This is a genomic window from Pedobacter sp. Bi126 (assembly GCF_918698245.1).
Lineage (GTDB): Bacteria > Bacteroidota > Bacteroidia > Sphingobacteriales > Sphingobacteriaceae > Pedobacter.
Map to the genome: position 1 here is coordinate 1 of NZ_CAKKMS010000006.1, position 19220 is coordinate 19220.

The following is a 19220-nucleotide window of genomic DNA, read 5'->3' on the forward strand; positions in this document are numbered from 1 at the left end:
TGGAAACCATCGGTCAGGGTTACACTCAATGGTGCGCTGATCTCGCTTTCTCCGTTATAGGCTGATATAACCTTTTGGGCGGAAGAGCGGCTGCAGAACAGCAGAAATGCTGCTGCAGCGCAAAAATATTTTAGATGTTGTTTCATAGAGGCGTTAGTTTTTATAGTGGTAGTCGGTTTGTTTTAAGATATTTCCCTTTTGGTCTTTAACTGCCTTTAAACGCTGAAAGGCATCGTATTCATAAATGGTCGCCATCCCTTTCGCGTCTGTTTGGCTTGTCATGCCAACCAGAGGTTCGTAATCAAAAGTGGCTATTTGAGCATTTTTTGGCTGAAAACGAATATTGTCAATCTGATAGCCCTCATTAATAGCGATACTATAGGCAGATGTTTCGACCAAAATATCATCTAATACCACAAAAGACCAAAGTCCAGTATTCTCTTTTTTCCAATAACTCAAAAGGTAAGTGCCGTTAGACAAACCGGATATGCTCTTTGTATATCCTCCAATTTTGCTATACCTTCCAGATTTACTATCCCCAACAGTACTTAATCCAGAGCCGGTATATTCTTCAAAGTTTTCATAAAAAATATCTGTAGCCCTAACATTGTTGCCTTGCGCAAGGGGAACAGACAGGTTATTGCCCCACAAAAAACTTGTAACGGCACCCCGATCTGCTGCCTGTTGCGTAAGCCGGTTTTTATAATCATAGGTCATACGGAGCCGACTGGTGTAAGTTGCATTTTTTAAGAAAAGACCGTTTATAACTGTTGAGAAATTAAAAGCGCTAAGTGGTGTGGCAGTTTCAGAGACCAACACCTGTTTTAAGGTAGGCTGATCAGGGTTAAATACGTTAATTGTACCTGCAAAGTACTTTTTAGTTAAATTTGTACCAGGGGTGACCAGTTCTGTAAAAGATTCAAGTGGAAGAATAATATGTTTCTGTTGCAGTAATTTAATACCACCTGAAACAGAGTCAAGGCCAGATGCATTATTCAGATCAGGATAATCCTGTGGATATTTAAAATAGGTATTTAAGGTATCTCCCCGAGAATTCCCAACGGACTTTTTAATCAACTGAAAGTGTCCCTGTGTTTTGTCATACATATAGTTTTCATAAGTTACCTGTGCCTCGTTGCCAGCCATATCATACTCAGTATGTTCTTTTCTCATAACAACATTACGGTAAACGGGAATAGCAAACTGATGTGCATATATTTTGAATTCCTGTCCACCATCATATCCGGGTGAAGTATAACCACTCAGTCCCTGATTGAAGAGCATTTGCCAGATTCTCCGGGGTGTTGCCCGGTCATAGTAATAGTAATCTCTTGCTACCGGTACAAGATTACCAGCAGCGAGTTTATAGTGCTTTTCCTCGATCAGATCTCCCCTTCCGCCAGGAATGGATGGAACAGTAGCCATTACTGGATTTATAATTCCGGCAGAGCTTAACTGGTTGCTGAAATAAAGCATGGAATTAACATTAAAACTGCTTCCTGCATTATAATTGAACTCTGACAACCCGTTTAGATTACCACTAGTGCTTTCAGAAACTTTTACCGTAGCATACCCAAAACATGGAGCATCGCGCCCATCGCTGAAAGGATAAATTGACTGACCATAGCGGTAGCTGAAAATATTTAAAGCATCTTGATGTGGACCCTGTTGAAAATGATCAGATCCCTGTTGCGAAACGTATATAGGCAGGTCATCCTCCCTCCCATCGATATAGGTGAACTTTTTGACATTATTTGTTTGTGTAAGCGGGTCATAATTGGTAATCTTACTGACCCGTAGACCGCCTGAATAGATAGTTTTATTTACATAAATAGTAGTACTACTGATCTTCTCAACATATACCTGGAGCCTGACCTCGCAGTTATTAAAAAAAGCCTGTGAGTAGGGCTCAAAATATACGCGGTAATTACTGCCTCCCTTAATAACAACAGAAGTATCCTGAACAGGTGTGTAACTTGAAGAAGAAGTTGGGATTCTTTTTAAAAAGCTTCCGTTTTCATACACCAGAATATTAAAAAAATAATCTGAAGGATAGGTGCCATGTCTATCAACCAGGCAAAAAATCTTGAGTCGCCTATTGTTCCAGTTATTTGCGGCAACCAGATTACCATTCGCGTCCATAAAACCAGAGACTGACAGTGCAGTCGCTCCTGAAGCTTTGTAGCCATTGCTTACCGTATCCTTATAAGTCGTTACAGGTACATTTCTGATAAACTGATTGGTTTCATATTCAAACGTTGATTTACCCCCAGTAGGATATTGAACAGACGTTAAAATATTAGCTTGCATATTAATTGAACTTGCTTCCCTATCTGCACCCGGAAGAGATTGCCAGGCACCATTTGAAAAAACATCACCACCCGGTATAAACTGACCGTTAAATGCTCCGTTAAAATACCCCCAATGATCAACAGAATACGACAACTTTGCGGGAAGGTTGATATTTTCATTGTAGGAATAAACAGTTCTTTTGTTTATGCTTGTCTCTAAAGAATCTGATTCGGTCACACTATTCAATTTAAGCCTTTTTGTATGGTTATCATCGGTGTACTGGTTAAGCTGCACATTTGATATACCGCCAAATCCGCTGGACATAAAATAGTCATCATTCTCAAGAACAACTTTTTTGATCAAAGCCCCCCTATTGTTTCTAATCTCAATGGCTTTCAAACGGCGGGCGTTCTGAAGATCTTTCCGCTGTTCGGCATAAATAAACTTCACAAATCCATCAGAGAAGTTTATCTTGTTGATATTGAGCTGTTGGTAGATCGAGTAACTGGCCGTGGTAATAACACCACGGGATTGTACAGTATGTGGAGAAACATTGCCCACAAGCTGTGTTTCACCGATGGCCGGTAAGGGATGCGTATAATTCTGTGTTGAATACAGGTAATCAAAATTAATTTCTCCATTTATAGGTGATACGATTTTAGTAAGCCACCAAGTATTTAAGTTATGTGAAACACGGTTTCCAACATAATAAGGATCGCTCGAATTGGTAGAATTTAACTGTTTTTGGGTAAAAAAATAGACAACACCCTTTTCATCGGTAATTTTCCAGTCGGGGTAATATCCATTAGGTATGATTTCGATCTTTAATGAACCATCGCCCAATAAAACCGGCTTAAAATCATTATCAAAAACAAACTTATAGCTACGCTCACCAATATTGATCATATAAAGATCAGATGCAAAATCGGGAGCCTTACCGTCGTACCCCACCTGGAAGTTATAAAAATATTCTTTTTCTACTCCTTTATGCGGAAGGGATAAACCGCTGTAAATAACTCCCGATGCGCCATTCGCTGTAAACTGGTTAAAGTTATTTACCCATAAATAATAGTTATTCTGATAACTGATATAAGGATTTTTTGACTGTTGGATTATTTCTGGATCATCTGGCATATCCTGATAATTATTGGAGAACCCCCCTTCAAAATCGGGAGCCCCACGGACACTGCTGACAATTGTCCCCCCTGCGCTGAGAGCCCATCCGAGTCCAATTTCACTGGCCTCTTCTTTAACCTTTAAACCTCCTGCATGATACATCAACGAGATTGGTAAATTAAGGTCACCATCCCTTATTGTATAAACGGGATAAGTTATACTGGGTATTCCGGAAAAGTTACTGACTGGGATGAGCCCAAATTTACCCAATGCAGATACATCTGGAGCAGGAGGGATTAGCATTGGTGGTTTTACTGTAGTTTGCCCGCTAATCATTTGACAAAAAAGCATGGACGATAAAAGGAGAAATATCCTTAGGATAGAGAGGCGACGTTTCATTTTCAGGTATTTAGTAATAGATTCTGTATGATATTAAATATTGAATAGTAAAGAGGGAATAAATGAGTAATGAACTAAATAAACCGTGATAAATCGGGCAACTAAATACCTGTGTTTTATGGCTTAAATTCGAAATATTTATTGGGCGTAAATTATTGTAGAGCATTAATATTAGAATGTTTATGGTTTAAAAACTACTGCTCATCTGGAACATCGGCAGGTACATCGCAATCAGGATTACTCCTACCACCAAACCTAAAAAGATAATGATCAAGGGTTCCAGTAAGCCACTGATGGCGTTTGTTTTATATTCTACTTCTTCGGTATATTGTTCTGAAAGCTGTTCGAAAAAGTACTCCAAGCGGTTTACCTCTTCGGCGATCTTGATCATCTGGATAAATTTTGCAGGATAAAAATCGTATTTGGAAAGGGCCATAGAAAGGCTACTGCCCAAAAGGATATCTTTTTCGGCCAATTTGAGCGAACTCTCCACAGGATAAAAAGTAATCATCTGCCTCACCAGTTCCAGGGCCTGTAATAATGGGGTATTGGTTTCGGTGAGTAAACGCATGGTATTGGCAAAACGGGCCAGGTAGATTTTCCGGGTAATTTCGCCCACTATTGGGATGCGCAGCAAAAGCAAAGCCGCCCCTTTTTTAAACCAGAATTTATTTCTGTTTACAAAATAGAGGATCACAATGGCAACAATTACCAACAGCATGAGGTAGATATAACGATCGAACCAATCGGAAAAACTTACGATGAGTGAGGTGATATAGGGGAGTTTGCCCCCAAAACGTTTAAAAACATCGGCAAACATGGGTACCACAAACTTGATCATAAAAAACACTGCCGCGAAAGAGGTAAATAACACCAATAAGGGGTAGGTAATGGCACCGATGATTTTCCGTTGCTGACTGATTTTCGATTTATAATATTTCGCTAACTCGCCCAATACCTCGCCCAGCTTACCTGTTTCTTCTCCAATTTTTACGCTATAATACTCGTAAGGGCTGAATTTGGATTCGGCCTGCATGGTTTCTGATAATGATTTCCCTTCTATTACCTGTTTTTGTACCGAAGAAAAAAGTTCCATATCCTTTTTCTGGGTGTAAGAACCGGCTGTAAGTTCAAGCGCCGAACGGATATCAATTCCTGATCGGATCAGCGTACCCAGTTCATTATAAAAACCTTCTTTTTTCTTGTCAGATAGTTTGCCCTTTCCAAAAGAAATGTCTTTGCTTAAAAAAGCAAAAAAACCTGCGCCTTCATTTTCTTTGAGCGGTGTGTCTTTTTTGCGGATTTTTGATATATCTATTGATGGCATGTTATTTAAGTAAATCGTGGGCACTGTACATTTTCCCTATGGTAACCGGAATCATCCGCTGTTTCTCCATTTTGAGCTTAAAACTGATATGATCAACGGTATCCAACTCAAGGGCTTCCCTTCCTTCAAAAAGAAAAGCCGCCTCTACCGGGCTTACATGAAAACTATCGGTACGCAAGCCTTCTGCCTTTCGCAATATTGCCGAATCGGCAAAGTTGTAGGTGATGCTTAAGCTATCGCCAAGGATATTGATCCCTGATTCAGTCCTGATCAGGTACTTTCCTTTCAGGATATCTTTTTCCATCGTTCTTCGCAGGGTAAGCACTTCTTCAGCCAAAGCATTCCTTTTCTGAAAGGCCTGAAAATAATCTCCGATCATGTTATATGCAGTATAACAGATACTCATACATACCGCAGCCAGGAGCATGGCAATGGCCACCTCCATCATGGTATAAGCTTCAATTTTCTTTGTTTTCATTGTTCAATTTTAAAAGAAACCTGATGTTACCTGCCGGAGTTCCATGGTCGCTTGCCTTAATCTCTAACAGATCAGTTCCTGATGAAGCTTGTTCGGTTTTAATCAGTTCATAATCTACACTATCGATAACCAGGTGTTCCTGTTCAATTTTTCCATTTTTGATCACCTGAAGCCTAAGCGATTCCAGCTGTTGATTGATCTGAACTTTACGCATCGAAACCCCACCGCTCAGCACGTTAGAAAAAAGCCCCATGGCAATAGAAAAAACCACCATGATGATCACCATCGCGATTAACACTTCAATCAGTGTTGATCCCTCCAATTTCTTTCCTTTCAATTTTCCCATCTGAGTATCTTTTTATTTCCCGAAACCCCTGTAAATATGGCCGAAGTGAGGTAAACACGGTTTCTTGCCTTTCTATTTAAGGTTACATCTACCAGAAAATTTTCATATAGTGTTGTTGGCGTTTGCATGATAAAACGGTTACAGGAAACCTTTCCTTCTACCTTTATTTTTTTTTCGAGTTTGATCAACCCGGTCGCATAGATCTCGCCCTTAACCACTGTTTTTTCGCCCAGACTAACCAAGGTCTGCAATGCCGATCTTTTGGGCTCATAACTGAGGATGATGCCTTCAAAAACAACGTTACTGCCCAAAGTAATCTTTGCCTGATCAACTATTTTCTCCTTGCTGATCAAGGCCAGCACCGATGGGTAACTGAGCGCAACATCATTCCCTACGATGATCGAATCGCGTGCAAAAAGCTGACAGTTTCCTTTAAAACCATCGGCAATGACAATGCTTTTTGCATAGATGATGGTATTATCGAGTTTTGCGTCGGCAGAAATCCGTACTGTTGTATCCGAATAGAGCGTAATCTGACCCGATAGGTTATTGTTTATTTTTGTTAAACGCGACACATCAAATTCTTTTGCAGCAGCGAAAAAAGAAACATGCTCATTGCCTGCTGTTAATGCAGAAAGCGCTGACGGATCAAAATCCAGTTTCTCTTCTATCTTGGTAATCCATTTCTTTTCAAGTCCGCCGAGCGTTCTTTTGCTCTCCTGTATCTTTCCATAAACCAATTGATCGCCCGAATATGGCCTGCTCTCTACATAAGATTTCCTCATGCCCGCTTTAGGCACTTCCACATCACCTGTGATCCGCGTATCGCCGCTAACCGACAAGGGCCGGTCTTCATCACTCAGGTATACCGCTAAAGCATCATTGGTGGTTTCGAGCCCCATCAAAAAACTGCGCTTAAGTGTATCACTCAGCACAAAACTTTTTACTGTAGCAAGCGTGAAGATGCCCCATTTTTTTTTCGCGATGAGCACACTATCTGTTTGATCGCCGAAAAGATCCAGGCCTTCTAAATTATCGCTTGTATTTTCATTTCCGGTAAGTACATAGGCAATGCCCGAGTCCATATTCCTGCTTAGCCTGGCCATCCGCATTTCTTTCAGGTAGCTTCCACGATAATGCGCGGCCAACATGATCAGCGATGCACAGATCACCGCAATCAGGAAAGCTACAATTATAGAAAAGTATAAAGCGCCGGCTTTGAGCATTCTATTTGATTATTGATTTATTAATTGTTGGTATTGCTGAATTGTTAATTGACAACAGAAAACTGATAACTTAAAACTGTTTACTGATCTAGTTTTTTCTTCAATTTATCAATTTCTTTTTGTTGCTGAATAATGTATAGTGTCAATTCTTCAACCTTTTGTAGCAATTTCGTTTGCAATTCGCTCACGCCAACACCTTCCTGCTGCATGGTTTTAGCCATTGGTATTTCTGGCAGATGTTTATTTTGTTTCACAAATTTTTCCAACTCCGCAATTGGCCGCAAACGATAACCGTTTTCGAATACAAAATCGGCTCCTGTGGTATTCACTACAATTTCATTAGCACGGATTTTACCACCCACATCAACCTTATAAGCATTATTGCTTTGACTCGTTTTTCCAATCAAAAGGTTACCTCCATCTGTAAGTTGCATCGCCGGATCGGCAACAAACGGAGCATCTACCGTTTCCTGACTTGCACTCTTTATAAAAAACTTAATTCCCCCGAAACTGAAGTTATCTCCAAGTACGATCGCATTTCTCGACATATTGGGATAAGAATATACCAATCCAGCCATTGTTGAATTTGGCTTTAAACCATGTGCCAGCACCAAACCAGCCGAAGAATACATACTTCCTAAAGTATTATATTCGCTCAAACCAGCGGCACCAAAACCGAGATAATTTCCACCAGTTGGATTTTCAAGGTTGATACTGCCATTAACCGTGAGCTTTTGCGTAGGATTTGCCGTACCTATCCCAATGTATTTATTTGGCATTATTCTCAGCGCAGTGTTACCACCGCCGCGCCAATTGAATTCAATCGGCAACCTATTCCCATTCGGATCGAGAGGTGCCTCAATCATTAAACCATATGGAAATTCGGAATAAATGACCGTTTGTTGGTAGGTAGAGCCATCAAGGCCACCACCCCAGATAGAGAGCGGTGAGTTTTGGGCAAAGCTATTTTGAGCGGATAGCAGTAACCCAAAGAGCATCAATTTAAATAATGATTTTATTTTCATGTAATTGGTTATGGTTTGATTTTGTCTTTTTTCTGAATAATTTGGTTAAACTTCTGATCGAGATTGGCTATTTTTTCTTCTAGGTTTTTAAGCGCTTTGATTTCTTTATCCTTCTCGATCAAGTGCAGCGTAAGTTCTTCGATCTTTTGAAGCAAAAGTTTGTTCATTTCTCCTAGTTCGATTCCGTTTTCTTTTACGTCCTGTGCGCTGGGTATACCCGGCAGGTGTTTGTTTAGTTTAATAAAACGATCCAGATCTGCCAAGGAAGATATCTTATAATCTTTTTGGAATACAAAATCAGGCCAGCCTGTTGCCTCCACTTTAATTTCTTTTGCCCTGATATTGCCATTAACAGCCAAACGCTCTGTACCAAAAACCTCCGTGCCGATACCAACCTTACCATCTGCGCCCACAACCATGTGAACGTAATATTTACTATCCACCCAATTTGTAGTACCGATTAAAAAGCGGTCATCCCCACTCCCATAATCATCACCTATATTTACCCTTAAATCGCTCAAATTATTCGTCCTGTTAAGTCGATAAATCGAGAGCTCATCTGTATTTGAAGTTACTCCATTAAATGTGAGTCTGTTCCCTGCCCCCGTTACCGCCCCTGCATCTGCGCCAATAGATAAATCACCATTGATGGTTTGACTTTGTGCTTTCGCCACAACTACAGTGATCATAAAAGCGAGCGTTAAATAGATTTTTTTCATAAAATATAGTTTAGTTGATTATTGTCTTTTTTTAAGGTGATCGAGCTGTTTTTGCTGCGCTATACTTTCTTTTTTAAGTTCGATAACATAAAGCGTCAACTCTTCTATTTTTTTGAGCAATAGTTTGTTCATCTCGCCGAGCGCTACTCCATTTGCCTGTGCTTCTTTTGCAGATGGCATTTCTGGCAGGTGTTTATTGGCTCTGATATAACTTTCCAATCCTTCCAACGTTCCAACATTGTAACCTTCCTCAAAAACATAATCAGGCCAGTTGGTGGCTTCAACTTTGATTTCGCGGGCACGGATGTTTCCGTTTACTGAAAGTTTTTCGTGTGGCGTGGCTGTGCCAATACCAAAATTGCCATTGGTTGATATTGTAACAGCCTTAGTTTCATTGTTACCAACAGAAAATCCAATGCCATCAAAAGCTCTGATCAACAGATCATTTCCCGTACGTTTAAAGCCAGCAATTATATTGCCTCCTAAATCAGTGTGTTTTAGCCAGTAACCATCAATGCTATTATACTTAAGATTTACTTCTCCTGCTACTTCAAGTTTAGAAGCTGGCGTGAGCGTGCCCACACCTAAATTGCCCCCAGAGAGCACCATAAAAGTTTGGCCCATATCTCCCCACAATTGTTCTCCTGTAGCCGGATTGCGTTCCCACCACGTTCTGGTATTAACCTGTGGTTGTAAAAACGAAACATCAACCGCAATGCCATCATGTAATGAAGCAGATAACCAATCGCTGCCAGCATTATTACGGTATAACCATGACTTATGCATCATATTATTTGCTATTGTTGTTCCTCCAACACTCGATATTTCGAATGCATCTCCTTTAGCTGCGCCTAATTGAGCCCGTGCTTGACTTAGAAAACTCCCAATGAGTGTAAGCGCTAATATTATTTTGTTCATTTTACTGTTTTTTTAAGTTCGATTTTATTCATTCGTTCAAGCATTTTCTGGAGAACCGCGTCTTGCTGATCCTGTTTTACCCTCAATTGTATATTTTCAGCTTCTACTTTTTTAATTATTTCATTTTTATCGATGAGATAAAGCGTTAATTCTTCTATTTTTTTAAGTAAAAGTTTGTTCATGTCGCCCAATTCTACCCCATTTGCCTGTACTTCTTTAGCGGAAGGAATTTCTGGCAAGTGTTTATTGGCCTTAATGTAGCTTTCCAACTCTTCTAGCGTTCCAACCTTATAACCTTCTTCAAAAACATAATCTGGCCAGTTAGCCGTTTCTACTTTGATTTCCTTTGCCCTGATTTTTCCGTTAACGGAAAGTTTTTCGCGTGGCGTGGTAGTACCTATGCCAACATCGCCTTTACCTGAAATTGTTAATTCTTCTGAATAAAAACTAGAGAAACCTGATGGTATAAGTTGAACATAATCCAGGTAAACATCTGTTATTCCTGGCTGGAAATTCATTCCCCTCATTTCCAGATTGGTGATTCCGTGTGGAATAGTTACAGGAATGGTAATCAGCTGCCACTCATTATTGGTTTTAAACATATTCGGTGCAATCCAGATGGCACTATGTACAACAATACCATACTGGCTTACAACATCAAGCATAAAGAGACCGGAAGAAGCGCTATTGGAGGCTACCTTTATTCTTGCCTGCAATAGATAATTACCAGCAGAAACAGTGATATAAGGCCCTGCCCAAATCGTACCACCATCTGCTGTAGCCGGCCTGAACATACATGTACCCCCATTGGCTTTAGTATCATTAACCATCACGGTTCCTTGGATAACATTCAAACCATTGCTTTCATCCTGAAAAATGGTTGATATGGAGCCCTGTGAAAAACAGTTGCTAAAAATAGCCACAAGGATTAGGCTTATAAATAATTGTTTCATTATTGTATTTATTTTTTATTCTTATTTTCCAAAGCATCCATTCTTTTAAGAAGTAGATCGATCTGTTTATCTTTCTCGATTAAATGTAGCGTGAGCTCCTCTATTTTTTTCTGTTGTATATTCAGCACTTTGCCTAATTCAAGACCATTGGCTTCAATTTCTTTTGCAGTTGGCATGTCCGGGAGGTGTTTATTCGTTTTAATATAACTTTCCAATCCTTTCAACGTTCCAATATTGTAACCTTCCTCAAAAACATAATCAGGCCAGTTGGTAGTTTCTACTTTCACTTCTCTAGCCCTTATTGTACCATTTACCGCTAGCTTTTCATTTGGATTTAAGATTCCGATCCCAACATTACCAGAACTTACCCTGAGTCCACCGCCTCTAATATCAACATAGCTTTTTTCATAAGAGGCGATAGTTTCTAATATTATCCCAGTGTCCCATTGTAACTTTAGCTGTTGAAAAGCTGGTCCATTCCAAGGACCAGGCGTGCGATATATGCCATAATTCAAAGGTGCACCATTAAACCAGGTAATTCCATCTGGTGTGTCTGTACCATCGTTTACATCGTTGAAACTAATTTTTGCCGCTGGGTTTAGCGTACCTATGCCAACATTTCCGCCATTAGTAGGAAATACATTTTGTGCTGACACTATTCCAAAGCAAGTACTCAGGCATGCAAGAGCGAGAATTTTCTTCATATTTTAATGTTTAATTTTTCTTAATAGCTGCGAGTTCTTTGATTACTTGATCGATCTGAATCTGTTGCTTTTGATTTGTTTGAGTTTGTTTTTCCAGCTGTTTCTCCTTTTCGATCAGATGAAGGGTTAACTCCTCAACCTTTTGCAATAATTTAATATTCAACTCGCCCAGGTTTACCCCATTTTCTACCATCTGCTTGGCGGTCGGTACTTCGGGCAAATGTTTGTTTTTCTTAATAAAAGCTTCTATTTCTACCAGACTTTGTAATTTGTAATCCTTTTCAAAAACAAAGTCAGCTCCAGTGGAATTTACTACAATTTCGTTTGCACGTGCCTTTCCGTTAACATCCAGTTTATAAGACAGATTATTCTGGCTCGCTTTACCAATTAACACATTACCGTTATCACTTATAGCGAATCTTGAGCCCATAACAGAAGTATCGTGATTATAACTCCAAAACTGAAGCGAATTGCCGTATGGGCCAGTCATATTATATATGGCCCAACGATAAGCTAAATCATTAGCCGTTTTAAATGGGTTCTCAAGTATGAGGGCTGCACCTTCATTTGAGCCTGCACTGGCAGAGATGTTGCCAGCAACTGATAATTTTTGATTTGGATTAGATGTACCAATACCAAAATTGCCATCTTCATTACTTACCAATAAAGATCGCCAACTTCCCCATCCCGTACTTTCATACCCAGATCGAAGATAAATTTTACTATCATCACCAAAAGCCAGTTCATGGGCTCTTCCACCACTATCATCAGACCAGCCTCTTAATCCCAATACAGTTTGGTAATATCCAGCTGACAAACCTGCCACTGATGTGGCCTTAAAGTGGGCCTCTACCGAACGGCTATAAGAACCAGGTACAGTTGGCGTTGCCCTTGTATCTTGTACTGTTAATGTGGTTTGTGCGAATAAAATCTTTGTGCTTGATAATATTAATGCCATTATAATATACTTTTTCATGTTCCTATTTTTTAGTTTTAAACAGGGACTCCAACCTCGCAATTCTTTCCTCTTGTGATTGGTTCTTTAGCCTCTCTTGATTGAGTTCTTTTTCTTTTTCGATCAGATACAAAGTGAGTTCTTCTACCTTTTGCAACAGTTTAATATTCAGCTCTCCCAGGTTTACCCCGTTTTCTACCATTTCCTTCGCAGTTGGTATTTCAGGCAAGTGTTTATTGGTTTTTACAAACTTTTCCAGTTCAGTTAAATCAGAGAGTTTATAATCAGGCTCAAACACAAAATCGGCACCTGCATTGGTAGAGACTTTAATTTCACGGGCACCAATTTTTCCGGCTACAGTAAGCATATCGGTTGGGCTATTGGTGCCAATACCCAGTTGACCATTAGCGGTTAATACCATCTTTGCAACATTCCAATTGGGGGAGCCATTCTTACTGGTATAGAAATTAATTTTATGATCTTCTGTTGAAACATTGCCTATATATCTAAAATGACCAGCATAAATATTTAAATCATTGCCATAAGTTCTTATTTGTGCATCATAATTATTCTCAACACCTAATTCTAAACTCGGATAATTATCTACAGAACCTATTTTTAAACCAACTGTACCATTCGCGGCACCAGCGCCTAGTGCAATGCTTAATTTGGCAGACGGATTTAAAGTACCTATGCCTACGTTTCCACTTTCGGGAAATGTATTTGTTGCTTGAGCCAAAACAACAGCATAATTTACGGTGATGAATAATAATAAGATTAGGATTTTTTTCATGGTTTATTTTTTGTTGGTAATTGAATTTTGGCTATTCGGGTGCTCCAGTTTTTTTAATCGTTCTTCGAAGGCAACTAAAAGCGCAGTCTGCGAGTTTAACTTTTTTTCTAACTGCATGGCATTTTTATCCTTCTCTATTAAATGTAAAGTGAGTTCTTCTATCTTCTGCTGCTGCAATCGCACTACCTCGCCTACAGCAAGGCCGCTGGCAGCTATTTGTTTTGCAGATGGCATTTCTGGAAGATGCCTGTAAACCTTGATATACTGTTCTAGTTTTGGCAAGGAAATTATTTCATAACCTTCATCAAAAACATAATCTGGCCAGTTGGTGGCTTCTACTTTTATTTCGCGTGCTCTGATATTGCCGTTTACAGATAATTTTTCACGAGGTGTTGCAGTTCCAATGCCAACATTATCCATAAAGTAAGTGTTACTGGAAACCAAGAATTCTTCCGTTAAATCGAGAGCAGTCAAATTAGTAGGAGGATCCAATTTGGCAAGAGATGGTTGCCAGTTTCCAGAAACTGAACTAAGTGATAATACCGCTTCCAGCCCGGTATAACTGGGCATTACGGCATAAAACTCCCAAGTAGACTGATTGACTTGGATCACACGGATTGAAGAGATAATTTTCGTTCTACCTGTATTGTAAAAGCTCCCTGAAGCAAAAAAACCATTCGTCTCCGAAACGCCGTTACTGGTTCTAAAATGGATTTGGCATTCCCCATTTTGGTGATAATTTGCGTTATAACCGCCTCCTGAAACAATCTGGATCGACGCATCTGCTCCTTGTTGCTGTAATGTTAATGTTCCTAGACGGAACCAGCCAAAAAAACCACCAGTATTACCTAAGTTGATATTTTGGGCTTGTACACCCGCAGCCATGCTAAGAACAATTAATAAAAGATAAATTTTTTTCATTAGTCTATTTTTTTTGTCACAATACCATAACACCTCTTACTTCTTTTGTTTTATTAACAATTGTAACTGTTGTTTCAATTCGAGATAACCTTTCTTCAATCCTTCTATCTGGGCTTGCTGCACTTTCATAGCCAATGCTTCTTTTTCAATGGCTTTCTCCTTTTCGATTAAATGCAAAGTCAATTCTTCAATTTTCTCTTGCTGTAACCTAACCATTTCGCCCAGTTCTAAACCATTGTTGACAATTTCTTTGGTTGTTGGCATTCCCGGCAGGTGTTTATTTGTTTTAATGTAGCTTTCCAATCCTTTCAGGGTTCCAAGGTTATAACCTTCTTCAAAAACATAATCTGGCCAATTGGCAGATTCTACCTTAATTTCCTTTGCTCTAATATTACCGTTGACAGAAAGTTTTTCGCGAGGGGTAAGTGTACCAATACCGATCTGCCCATTCAGATCTAAAAACATTGCTGTCTGGTATTCGAGTGCTTCATAACTGCTCTTACTCTTTGCATACTGAAATTGTAAGCCTGGGCCACCATTATCAATATTAGCCATTAATCTTATACCGTACGAGTTTTCTACTGAATTATGATTAACCATTTCCAGGGCCGAATTTCCATTTCCTAACTGGCCAAGCTGAAGCCTCTCGAAATTATAGTTACCAGGAATAAGAACCTGCTTTGGCTGATTTGAGCTGTTAAAATCGCCCAATTGAAGCAAAGCCATTGGATTATTGGTGCCTATTCCTACATTCCCATTATATTGCCAGGTCATGGCATGTTGATCTGGAACATTACTCTGATTATTTGCTCCGTTCACATATAGATCTAACCTTGAACCCCAATAATAAGGTCCACCATGGGCAACCCTAAACTCGGCTGATTCATTATAACTATAGTTTCCTGTACCAAACCGCGATAACTTTAACGTTGTCTGAGCAGCCGAAACCACGCCTGCTGGTTTGCTGTCTGGACCAACGAATATTTGAAGCGGTGCATCTGGAGTGAGTGTACCGATACCTGCCGCTCCATTTGGAGGAAAAGTATTCTGCGCATAAGCCAAGCTGCTGCCAGATAATAAGGAAAAGATTATTAAAAACTTAAAATTCATGACTTATGGTTTTTGTTTATCGGTATTAGATTTGTACTCAAGAACTTCCACTCTTTCGATAAGCGCATCGATTTTCTGATCCTTTTCGATCAGATGTAAAGTCAGTTCTTCAATTTTCTCCAATAATTTTTTATTCATCTCGCCCAGTTCAATACCATTTGCGGCAACTTCTTTAGCCGAAGGCATGCCGGGTAAGTGTTTGTTTTCTTTGATGTATAAATCAAGGTTCTTTAAACTGATTATAGGATAATTCACTTCAAAAACATAGTCGGGCCAAAAGGCAGATTCTACCTTGATTTCGCGTGCCCTGATTTTCCCTTCTACATTAAACTTTTCGTTTAAACTTGCTGTTCCAATCCCAACATTTCCATTAGTACCTGAAATAACCAGCGAATTATTGGTCACAAGCGTACCGTCGCCATTGTAGACCTGGATATGCAGATTTTGATCGCCTCCGCCATTATTGATCTGAAAGGCCTTTCCTGCGGGATCAAAAATTTCTCCTGTTGCCGATTCCCGGTTAAACGCTAATGTGCCGAAATAGGGATTTGAACCAGGATGAATGCTTATTCCCGTACCATTGCCTGATCTTAAAGTTAATGTCGATCCTGGTGTTGTGGTTCCAATGCCTACATTTCCACGAAAAAAACTAGATCCACCTAGGCCAGCAGCCAACGATATGTTGGGTTCTTCACTACTCCATACTGAAAAACGAAAATCATTGCCAAGGCTAGCTATACGGGAAGCACTGCTATTGGACCACCACATCATACTGCTATTATGCCTAATACCACCTGCAGCATCACTACCGATTACAACATCTGCACCATAAGGATTGGCGGGATCGATAACATTGTTACCAGTAGTTACAACCTGAGTTTGAGCCATGGTTATACCGCTATAAAGTAAACAGATGGAAAATAATTTAAATTTCATTGTTTCAGTTTTTAATATTGAATAATCCCTGATTTTTTTATTCTAAAGGTGATTGGTTTTAGCTTTTTAGGTTAATCGTTTCGAATCAAAGCCTAACGTTTTTTGTATTTTACTTTGAGTTTGCGATTTTCAAGTTCCAATGTGCTTAGCTTTTTATCCAGGCTGATCAGATGCAGGGTGAGCTCCTCTATCTTTTTTTGCTGCATTTTTACCATTTCGCCCAATTCCAGGCCATCGGCTTCAATATCTTTCGCAGTAGGCATGTCAGGTAAGTGTTTATTCGTTTTAATGTAACTTTCCAATCCTTTCAACGTTCCAACATTGTAACCATCGGCAAAAACATAGTCGGGCCAGTTGGCAGATTCTACCTTGATTTCCTTTGCCCTAATATTACCGTTTACCGATAATTTTTCTGAAGGTAGATCAGTACCTATGCCTACGCTACCATTAATTACATTGAGGTTACCTACATAAGTATGCGCATTGTCTCTGATCTTATCATAGGTGGTTACTATGCCACCATTGTCATTTAAATTCTCGTCACTGACAGAACCCATTTCCGATGATCCTGCTAAAAGATTGCTTATTTTAAAGGTTCCCAAATCAGCGCCTAATGCTGCTTTTACCCATATCTGACTTTCTGCTCCAAGATTTAACAGCGCGAATTGAGGTTGCAACCATGCATTATAACCCATACTATGGTGTTCCTGAATAGCAAAACTCTGTGAATTGATAAACTGAAACTTACCGGAAACCAACGAAGGCGTATGTGCAGTAGTATGTGTATAGGTATATTCGAACGCACTGTGCATACCACCGACCTTAGCCACCAGGTACCATTTCCCATCGGCAGGCAGGCTGAACTGCTGTGCAGATAAGCTCATTATAGCGCTAAAAAGAGTGATAATTAAAAGGTATAAGTGTTTCATTTGATTTTTTCTTTAAGTTCCGATATTTCCTTTTGCTGTTTGACTAGCACATCTGATTGCTCGTTCATTTTATGCTCGTGTTCGATAAGGTGCAAAGTGAGTTCTTCTATTTTCTTGAGCAAAAGCTTGTTCATTTCCCCAAGTTCGACACCATTTCTTTCTACTTCTTTGGCAGAAGGCATTCCTGGCAGATGTTTATTCGTTTTAATGTAACTTTCCAATCCTTTCAACGTTCCAACTTTGTAACCTTCTTCAAAAACATAATCTGGCCAATTGGTGGCTTCAACTTTTATTTCTTTAGCACGGATATTACCATTGACTGAAAGCTTTTCACGCGGAGTAAGAGTACCTATTCCTACATTACCAAAAGCATCTATCCTCATTCTTTCCAGATTAGAACTAGTATTAAAGCTGATAAACCCTCCTGTTACATCTTTGCCTCTGTGGAAATTGATAGAACTGTTCGTTTCGCCGTAAAAGTTATGTAAAATTGAAAAGCTTTTTCCATCCAGAACATTTGTATTGAAACCTTGTACACCTACAAACGTTCCATTTCCTGTCCCATCACCTTCGGGTAACCTTCCTAATACCGCACCTAACATCCCATCAGGAATATGCGTTGCAATATCTAATACTCCCCTAGGATTAGTGGTACCAATACCAACGTTCCCATTAGTTTCTAAAAGAACTTTCGACCAGGTTTGTCCTGCATTATTACTAGTTTTTCTGAAATAAAGATTCTGATCAAAAAAACTACCTGCAAATTGCATGGCAAAATTATTTACTGAATTACTATGACGAACATCTAATAAATGCCACCAGTTGCTGGCTCCAGCAGGATAGTTTATTGGGTTAACTGTTTCGAAAAAACCCGATACAGCCCCTGCATTGCCCTGAAGACCGGCATTGTCTCTGGTTTGGGTCTGTGCGATAGAAGCTAGCGGAAAAATGCTAATTAATAGGAGAACCGATAATTTGATGGTATTTTTCATTATTTCAATTTCTTTAAAATTTCTTGAAGGATCTTATCTTGTTGAATCAGCTTTGCCTCGAGCTTGGTTACCTGCCCGCCTTGTGTGCTAAGCTGTTTATCTTTCTCGATTAGATGCAGGGTTAGCTCCTCTATCTTTTTCTGCTGTAATTTAAGTATTTCACTTACTGCTATTCCATTCGTTTCAACTTCCTTGGCGGAAGGCATTTCGGGCAAGTGTTTATTCGTTTTAATGTAATTTTCCAATCCTTTTAACGTACCGATATTATAGCCTTCTTCAAAAACATAATCTGGCCAGTTGGTAGATTCTATCTTGATTTCACGCGCCCTAATATTACCATTAACAGAAAGTTTTTCGCGGGGTGTAAGGGTACCCATCCCAATGTTGCCGATACCATCAATTACAATATCATCGCCATAGAACCACTGTTGACTACTTCCATACTTATTGAACATTCTACGGGTTCCCAAAATCATTTTCCCCGTCGCATTGCTATTGCTACCATTACCGGCTACAGTGATAATCCTTCCCTGCCCCCAAGGATTACTTCCATCTGTATTACCTGGTATTACAAATTCAATCTGCGCTCCTTTATCTTCAAACCGTCCCCCCGTATTTGCCCGGATAAGCAGGTTACCAGCAAAATCATTTGCATTCCCTTGATTGAGTACATTTCCGTCGCCGGTTGTCGTCAGGTGATTTAATACTACTTTCCCCTCGCTTTCGGTAACAACCTTTAGCCAGGGTTGGCTGGGATTGTTATTGACTTTTCTAAAATAGAGGTGCTGATCGTAGAAGCCCCCTGCAAACTGCATGGCATAGTTATTTGCCGGGTTGCTATGGCGAACATCTAATAAATGCCACCAGCCACCTGCCCCAGCCGGATAATTTATTGGATTAACCGTATCAAAAAAGCCGGATACTGCTCCAGCATCTCCCTGAAGACCAGCATTGTCCCTGGTTTGGGCCTGACTTATAGTGACAAGGAAGAAAATATAAAATAGTGTGAGTGCGGATAATTTGATGGTATTTTTCATTTTAGTTTCTTTAAAATTTCCTGAAGGATTTTATCTTGTTGAAT

At 39.7% G+C, this 19220-nt stretch carries 18 protein-coding genes; all 18 read right to left on the reverse strand.

Annotation, left to right across the window (positions count from 1 at the left end):
- Positions 1-153 precede the first annotated feature (153 nt).
- Positions 154-3807 (reverse strand): hypothetical protein, encoded by a 3654-nt coding sequence (locus LQ201_RS20270; RefSeq protein ID WP_230145366.1) that lies wholly within the window; start codon positions 3805-3807, stop codon positions 154-156.
- A gap of 187 nt (positions 3808-3994) precedes the next feature.
- On the reverse strand, positions 3995-5134 hold the full coding sequence (locus LQ201_RS20275; protein ID WP_230145365.1) for a type II secretion system F family protein: 1140 nt from the start codon (positions 5132-5134) through the stop codon (positions 3995-3997).
- Position 5135: 1 nt separating this feature from the next.
- Positions 5136-5612 (reverse strand): hypothetical protein, encoded by a 477-nt coding sequence (locus LQ201_RS20280; protein ID WP_230145364.1) that lies wholly within the window; start codon positions 5610-5612, stop codon positions 5136-5138.
- Positions 5593-5958 carry a type II secretion system protein gene (locus LQ201_RS20285; RefSeq protein WP_230145363.1) on the reverse strand — a complete coding sequence of 122 codons (366 nt, stop codon included), beginning with the start codon at positions 5956-5958 and terminating at the stop codon, positions 5593-5595. Before LQ201_RS20285 ends, LQ201_RS20280 begins: the two co-directional genes overlap by 20 nt.
- Positions 5946-7184, reverse strand: coding sequence for a hypothetical protein (locus tag LQ201_RS20290; protein ID WP_230145362.1), 1239 nt, complete (start codon positions 7182-7184; stop codon positions 5946-5948). Before LQ201_RS20290 ends, LQ201_RS20285 begins: the two co-directional genes overlap by 13 nt.
- An 80-nt stretch (positions 7185-7264) precedes the next feature.
- Positions 7265-8209 (reverse strand): hypothetical protein, encoded by a 945-nt coding sequence (locus LQ201_RS20295; RefSeq protein WP_230145361.1) that lies wholly within the window; start codon positions 8207-8209, stop codon positions 7265-7267.
- An 8-nt stretch (positions 8210-8217) separates the two neighbouring features.
- The gene (locus tag LQ201_RS20300; protein WP_230145360.1) at positions 8218-8928 is read right to left on the reverse strand and encodes a hypothetical protein; all 711 of its coding nucleotides are present in this window, start codon (positions 8926-8928) and stop codon (positions 8218-8220) included.
- Positions 8929-8946: 18 nt separating this feature from the next.
- Positions 8947-9846, reverse strand: a complete 900-nt coding sequence (locus tag LQ201_RS20305; RefSeq protein WP_230145359.1) for a hypothetical protein — start codon at positions 9844-9846, stop codon at positions 8947-8949.
- Positions 9843-10799, reverse strand: coding sequence for a hypothetical protein (locus LQ201_RS20310; RefSeq protein ID WP_230145358.1), 957 nt, complete (start codon positions 10797-10799; stop codon positions 9843-9845). The genes LQ201_RS20305 and LQ201_RS20310 overlap by 4 nt, the downstream gene beginning before the upstream one ends.
- An 8-nt stretch (positions 10800-10807) precedes the next feature.
- Positions 10808-11503, reverse strand: coding sequence for an ELKS/Rab6-interacting/CAST family protein (locus LQ201_RS20315; protein WP_230145357.1), 696 nt, complete (start codon positions 11501-11503; stop codon positions 10808-10810).
- Positions 11504-11513: 10 nt separating this feature from the next.
- A complete protein-coding gene (locus LQ201_RS20320) occupies positions 11514-12479 on the reverse strand; it encodes a hypothetical protein (protein WP_230145356.1) in 966 nt (321 codons plus the stop codon).
- A 4-nt stretch (positions 12480-12483) separates the two neighbouring features.
- Complete coding sequence (locus LQ201_RS20325; RefSeq protein WP_230145355.1) at positions 12484-13251, reverse strand: vacuolar protein sorting family 37 protein; 768 nt, start codon at positions 13249-13251, stop codon at positions 12484-12486.
- A 3-nt stretch (positions 13252-13254) separates the two neighbouring features.
- On the reverse strand, positions 13255-14172 hold the full coding sequence (locus tag LQ201_RS20330) for a hypothetical protein (protein ID WP_230145354.1): 918 nt from the start codon (positions 14170-14172) through the stop codon (positions 13255-13257).
- A 36-nt stretch (positions 14173-14208) separates the two neighbouring features.
- Positions 14209-15282 carry a hypothetical protein gene (locus tag LQ201_RS20335; protein ID WP_230145353.1) on the reverse strand — a complete coding sequence of 358 codons (1074 nt, stop codon included), beginning with the start codon at positions 15280-15282 and terminating at the stop codon, positions 14209-14211.
- Positions 15283-15285: 3 nt separating this feature from the next.
- Complete coding sequence (locus tag LQ201_RS20340; RefSeq protein WP_230145352.1) at positions 15286-16218, reverse strand: hypothetical protein; 933 nt, start codon at positions 16216-16218, stop codon at positions 15286-15288.
- A gap of 92 nt (positions 16219-16310) precedes the next feature.
- Positions 16311-17147 (reverse strand): hypothetical protein, encoded by an 837-nt coding sequence (locus LQ201_RS20345; RefSeq protein ID WP_230145351.1) that lies wholly within the window; start codon positions 17145-17147, stop codon positions 16311-16313.
- Positions 17144-18139, reverse strand: a complete 996-nt coding sequence (locus LQ201_RS20350) for a SlyX family protein (protein WP_230145350.1) — start codon at positions 18137-18139, stop codon at positions 17144-17146. Before LQ201_RS20350 ends, LQ201_RS20345 begins: the two co-directional genes overlap by 4 nt.
- Positions 18139-19176: a hypothetical protein gene (locus LQ201_RS20355; protein ID WP_230145349.1), complete on the reverse strand. Its 1038-nt coding sequence runs from the start codon at positions 19174-19176 to the stop codon at positions 18139-18141. The genes LQ201_RS20350 and LQ201_RS20355 overlap by 1 nt, the downstream gene beginning before the upstream one ends.
- Positions 19177-19220 lie beyond the last annotated feature (44 nt).

What these genes read in the sequence shown, in the direction of transcription:
- LQ201_RS20315 (WP_230145357.1), bottom strand. Translation starts at nt 11,503, where the DNA reads ATGAAGAAAATTCTCGCTCTTGCATGCCTGAGTACTTGCTTTGGAATA.
- LQ201_RS20335 (WP_230145353.1), bottom strand. Translation starts at nt 15,282, where the DNA reads ATGAATTTTAAGTTTTTAATAATCTTTTCCTTATTATCTGGCAGCAGC.
- LQ201_RS20290 (WP_230145362.1), bottom strand. Translation starts at nt 7,184, where the DNA reads ATGCTCAAAGCCGGCGCTTTATACTTTTCTATAATTGTAGCTTTCCTG.
- LQ201_RS20320 (WP_230145356.1), bottom strand. Translation starts at nt 12,479, where the DNA reads ATGAAAAAGTATATTATAATGGCATTAATATTATCAAGCACAAAGATT.
- LQ201_RS20280 (WP_230145364.1), bottom strand. Translation starts at nt 5,612, where the DNA reads ATGAAAACAAAGAAAATTGAAGCTTATACCATGATGGAGGTGGCCATT.
- LQ201_RS20275 (WP_230145365.1), bottom strand. Translation starts at nt 5,134, where the DNA reads ATGCCATCAATAGATATATCAAAAATCCGCAAAAAAGACACACCGCTC.
- LQ201_RS20285 (WP_230145363.1), bottom strand. Translation starts at nt 5,958, where the DNA reads ATGGGAAAATTGAAAGGAAAGAAATTGGAGGGATCAACACTGATTGAA.
- LQ201_RS20310 (WP_230145358.1), bottom strand. Translation starts at nt 10,799, where the DNA reads ATGAAACAATTATTTATAAGCCTAATCCTTGTGGCTATTTTTAGCAAC.
- LQ201_RS20355 (WP_230145349.1), bottom strand. Translation starts at nt 19,176, where the DNA reads ATGAAAAATACCATCAAATTATCCGCACTCACACTATTTTATATTTTC.
- LQ201_RS20345 (WP_230145351.1), bottom strand. Translation starts at nt 17,147, where the DNA reads ATGAAACACTTATACCTTTTAATTATCACTCTTTTTAGCGCTATAATG.
- LQ201_RS20330 (WP_230145354.1), bottom strand. Translation starts at nt 14,172, where the DNA reads ATGAAAAAAATTTATCTTTTATTAATTGTTCTTAGCATGGCTGCGGGT.
- LQ201_RS20300 (WP_230145360.1), bottom strand. Translation starts at nt 8,928, where the DNA reads ATGAAAAAAATCTATTTAACGCTCGCTTTTATGATCACTGTAGTTGTG.
- LQ201_RS20340 (WP_230145352.1), bottom strand. Translation starts at nt 16,218, where the DNA reads ATGAAATTTAAATTATTTTCCATCTGTTTACTTTATAGCGGTATAACC.
- LQ201_RS20305 (WP_230145359.1), bottom strand. Translation starts at nt 9,846, where the DNA reads ATGAACAAAATAATATTAGCGCTTACACTCATTGGGAGTTTTCTAAGT.
- LQ201_RS20295 (WP_230145361.1), bottom strand. Translation starts at nt 8,209, where the DNA reads ATGAAAATAAAATCATTATTTAAATTGATGCTCTTTGGGTTACTGCTA.
- LQ201_RS20270 (WP_230145366.1), bottom strand. Translation starts at nt 3,807, where the DNA reads ATGAAACGTCGCCTCTCTATCCTAAGGATATTTCTCCTTTTATCGTCC.
- LQ201_RS20325 (WP_230145355.1), bottom strand. Translation starts at nt 13,251, where the DNA reads ATGAAAAAAATCCTAATCTTATTATTATTCATCACCGTAAATTATGCT.
- LQ201_RS20350 (WP_230145350.1), bottom strand. Translation starts at nt 18,139, where the DNA reads ATGAAAAATACCATCAAATTATCGGTTCTCCTATTAATTAGCATTTTT.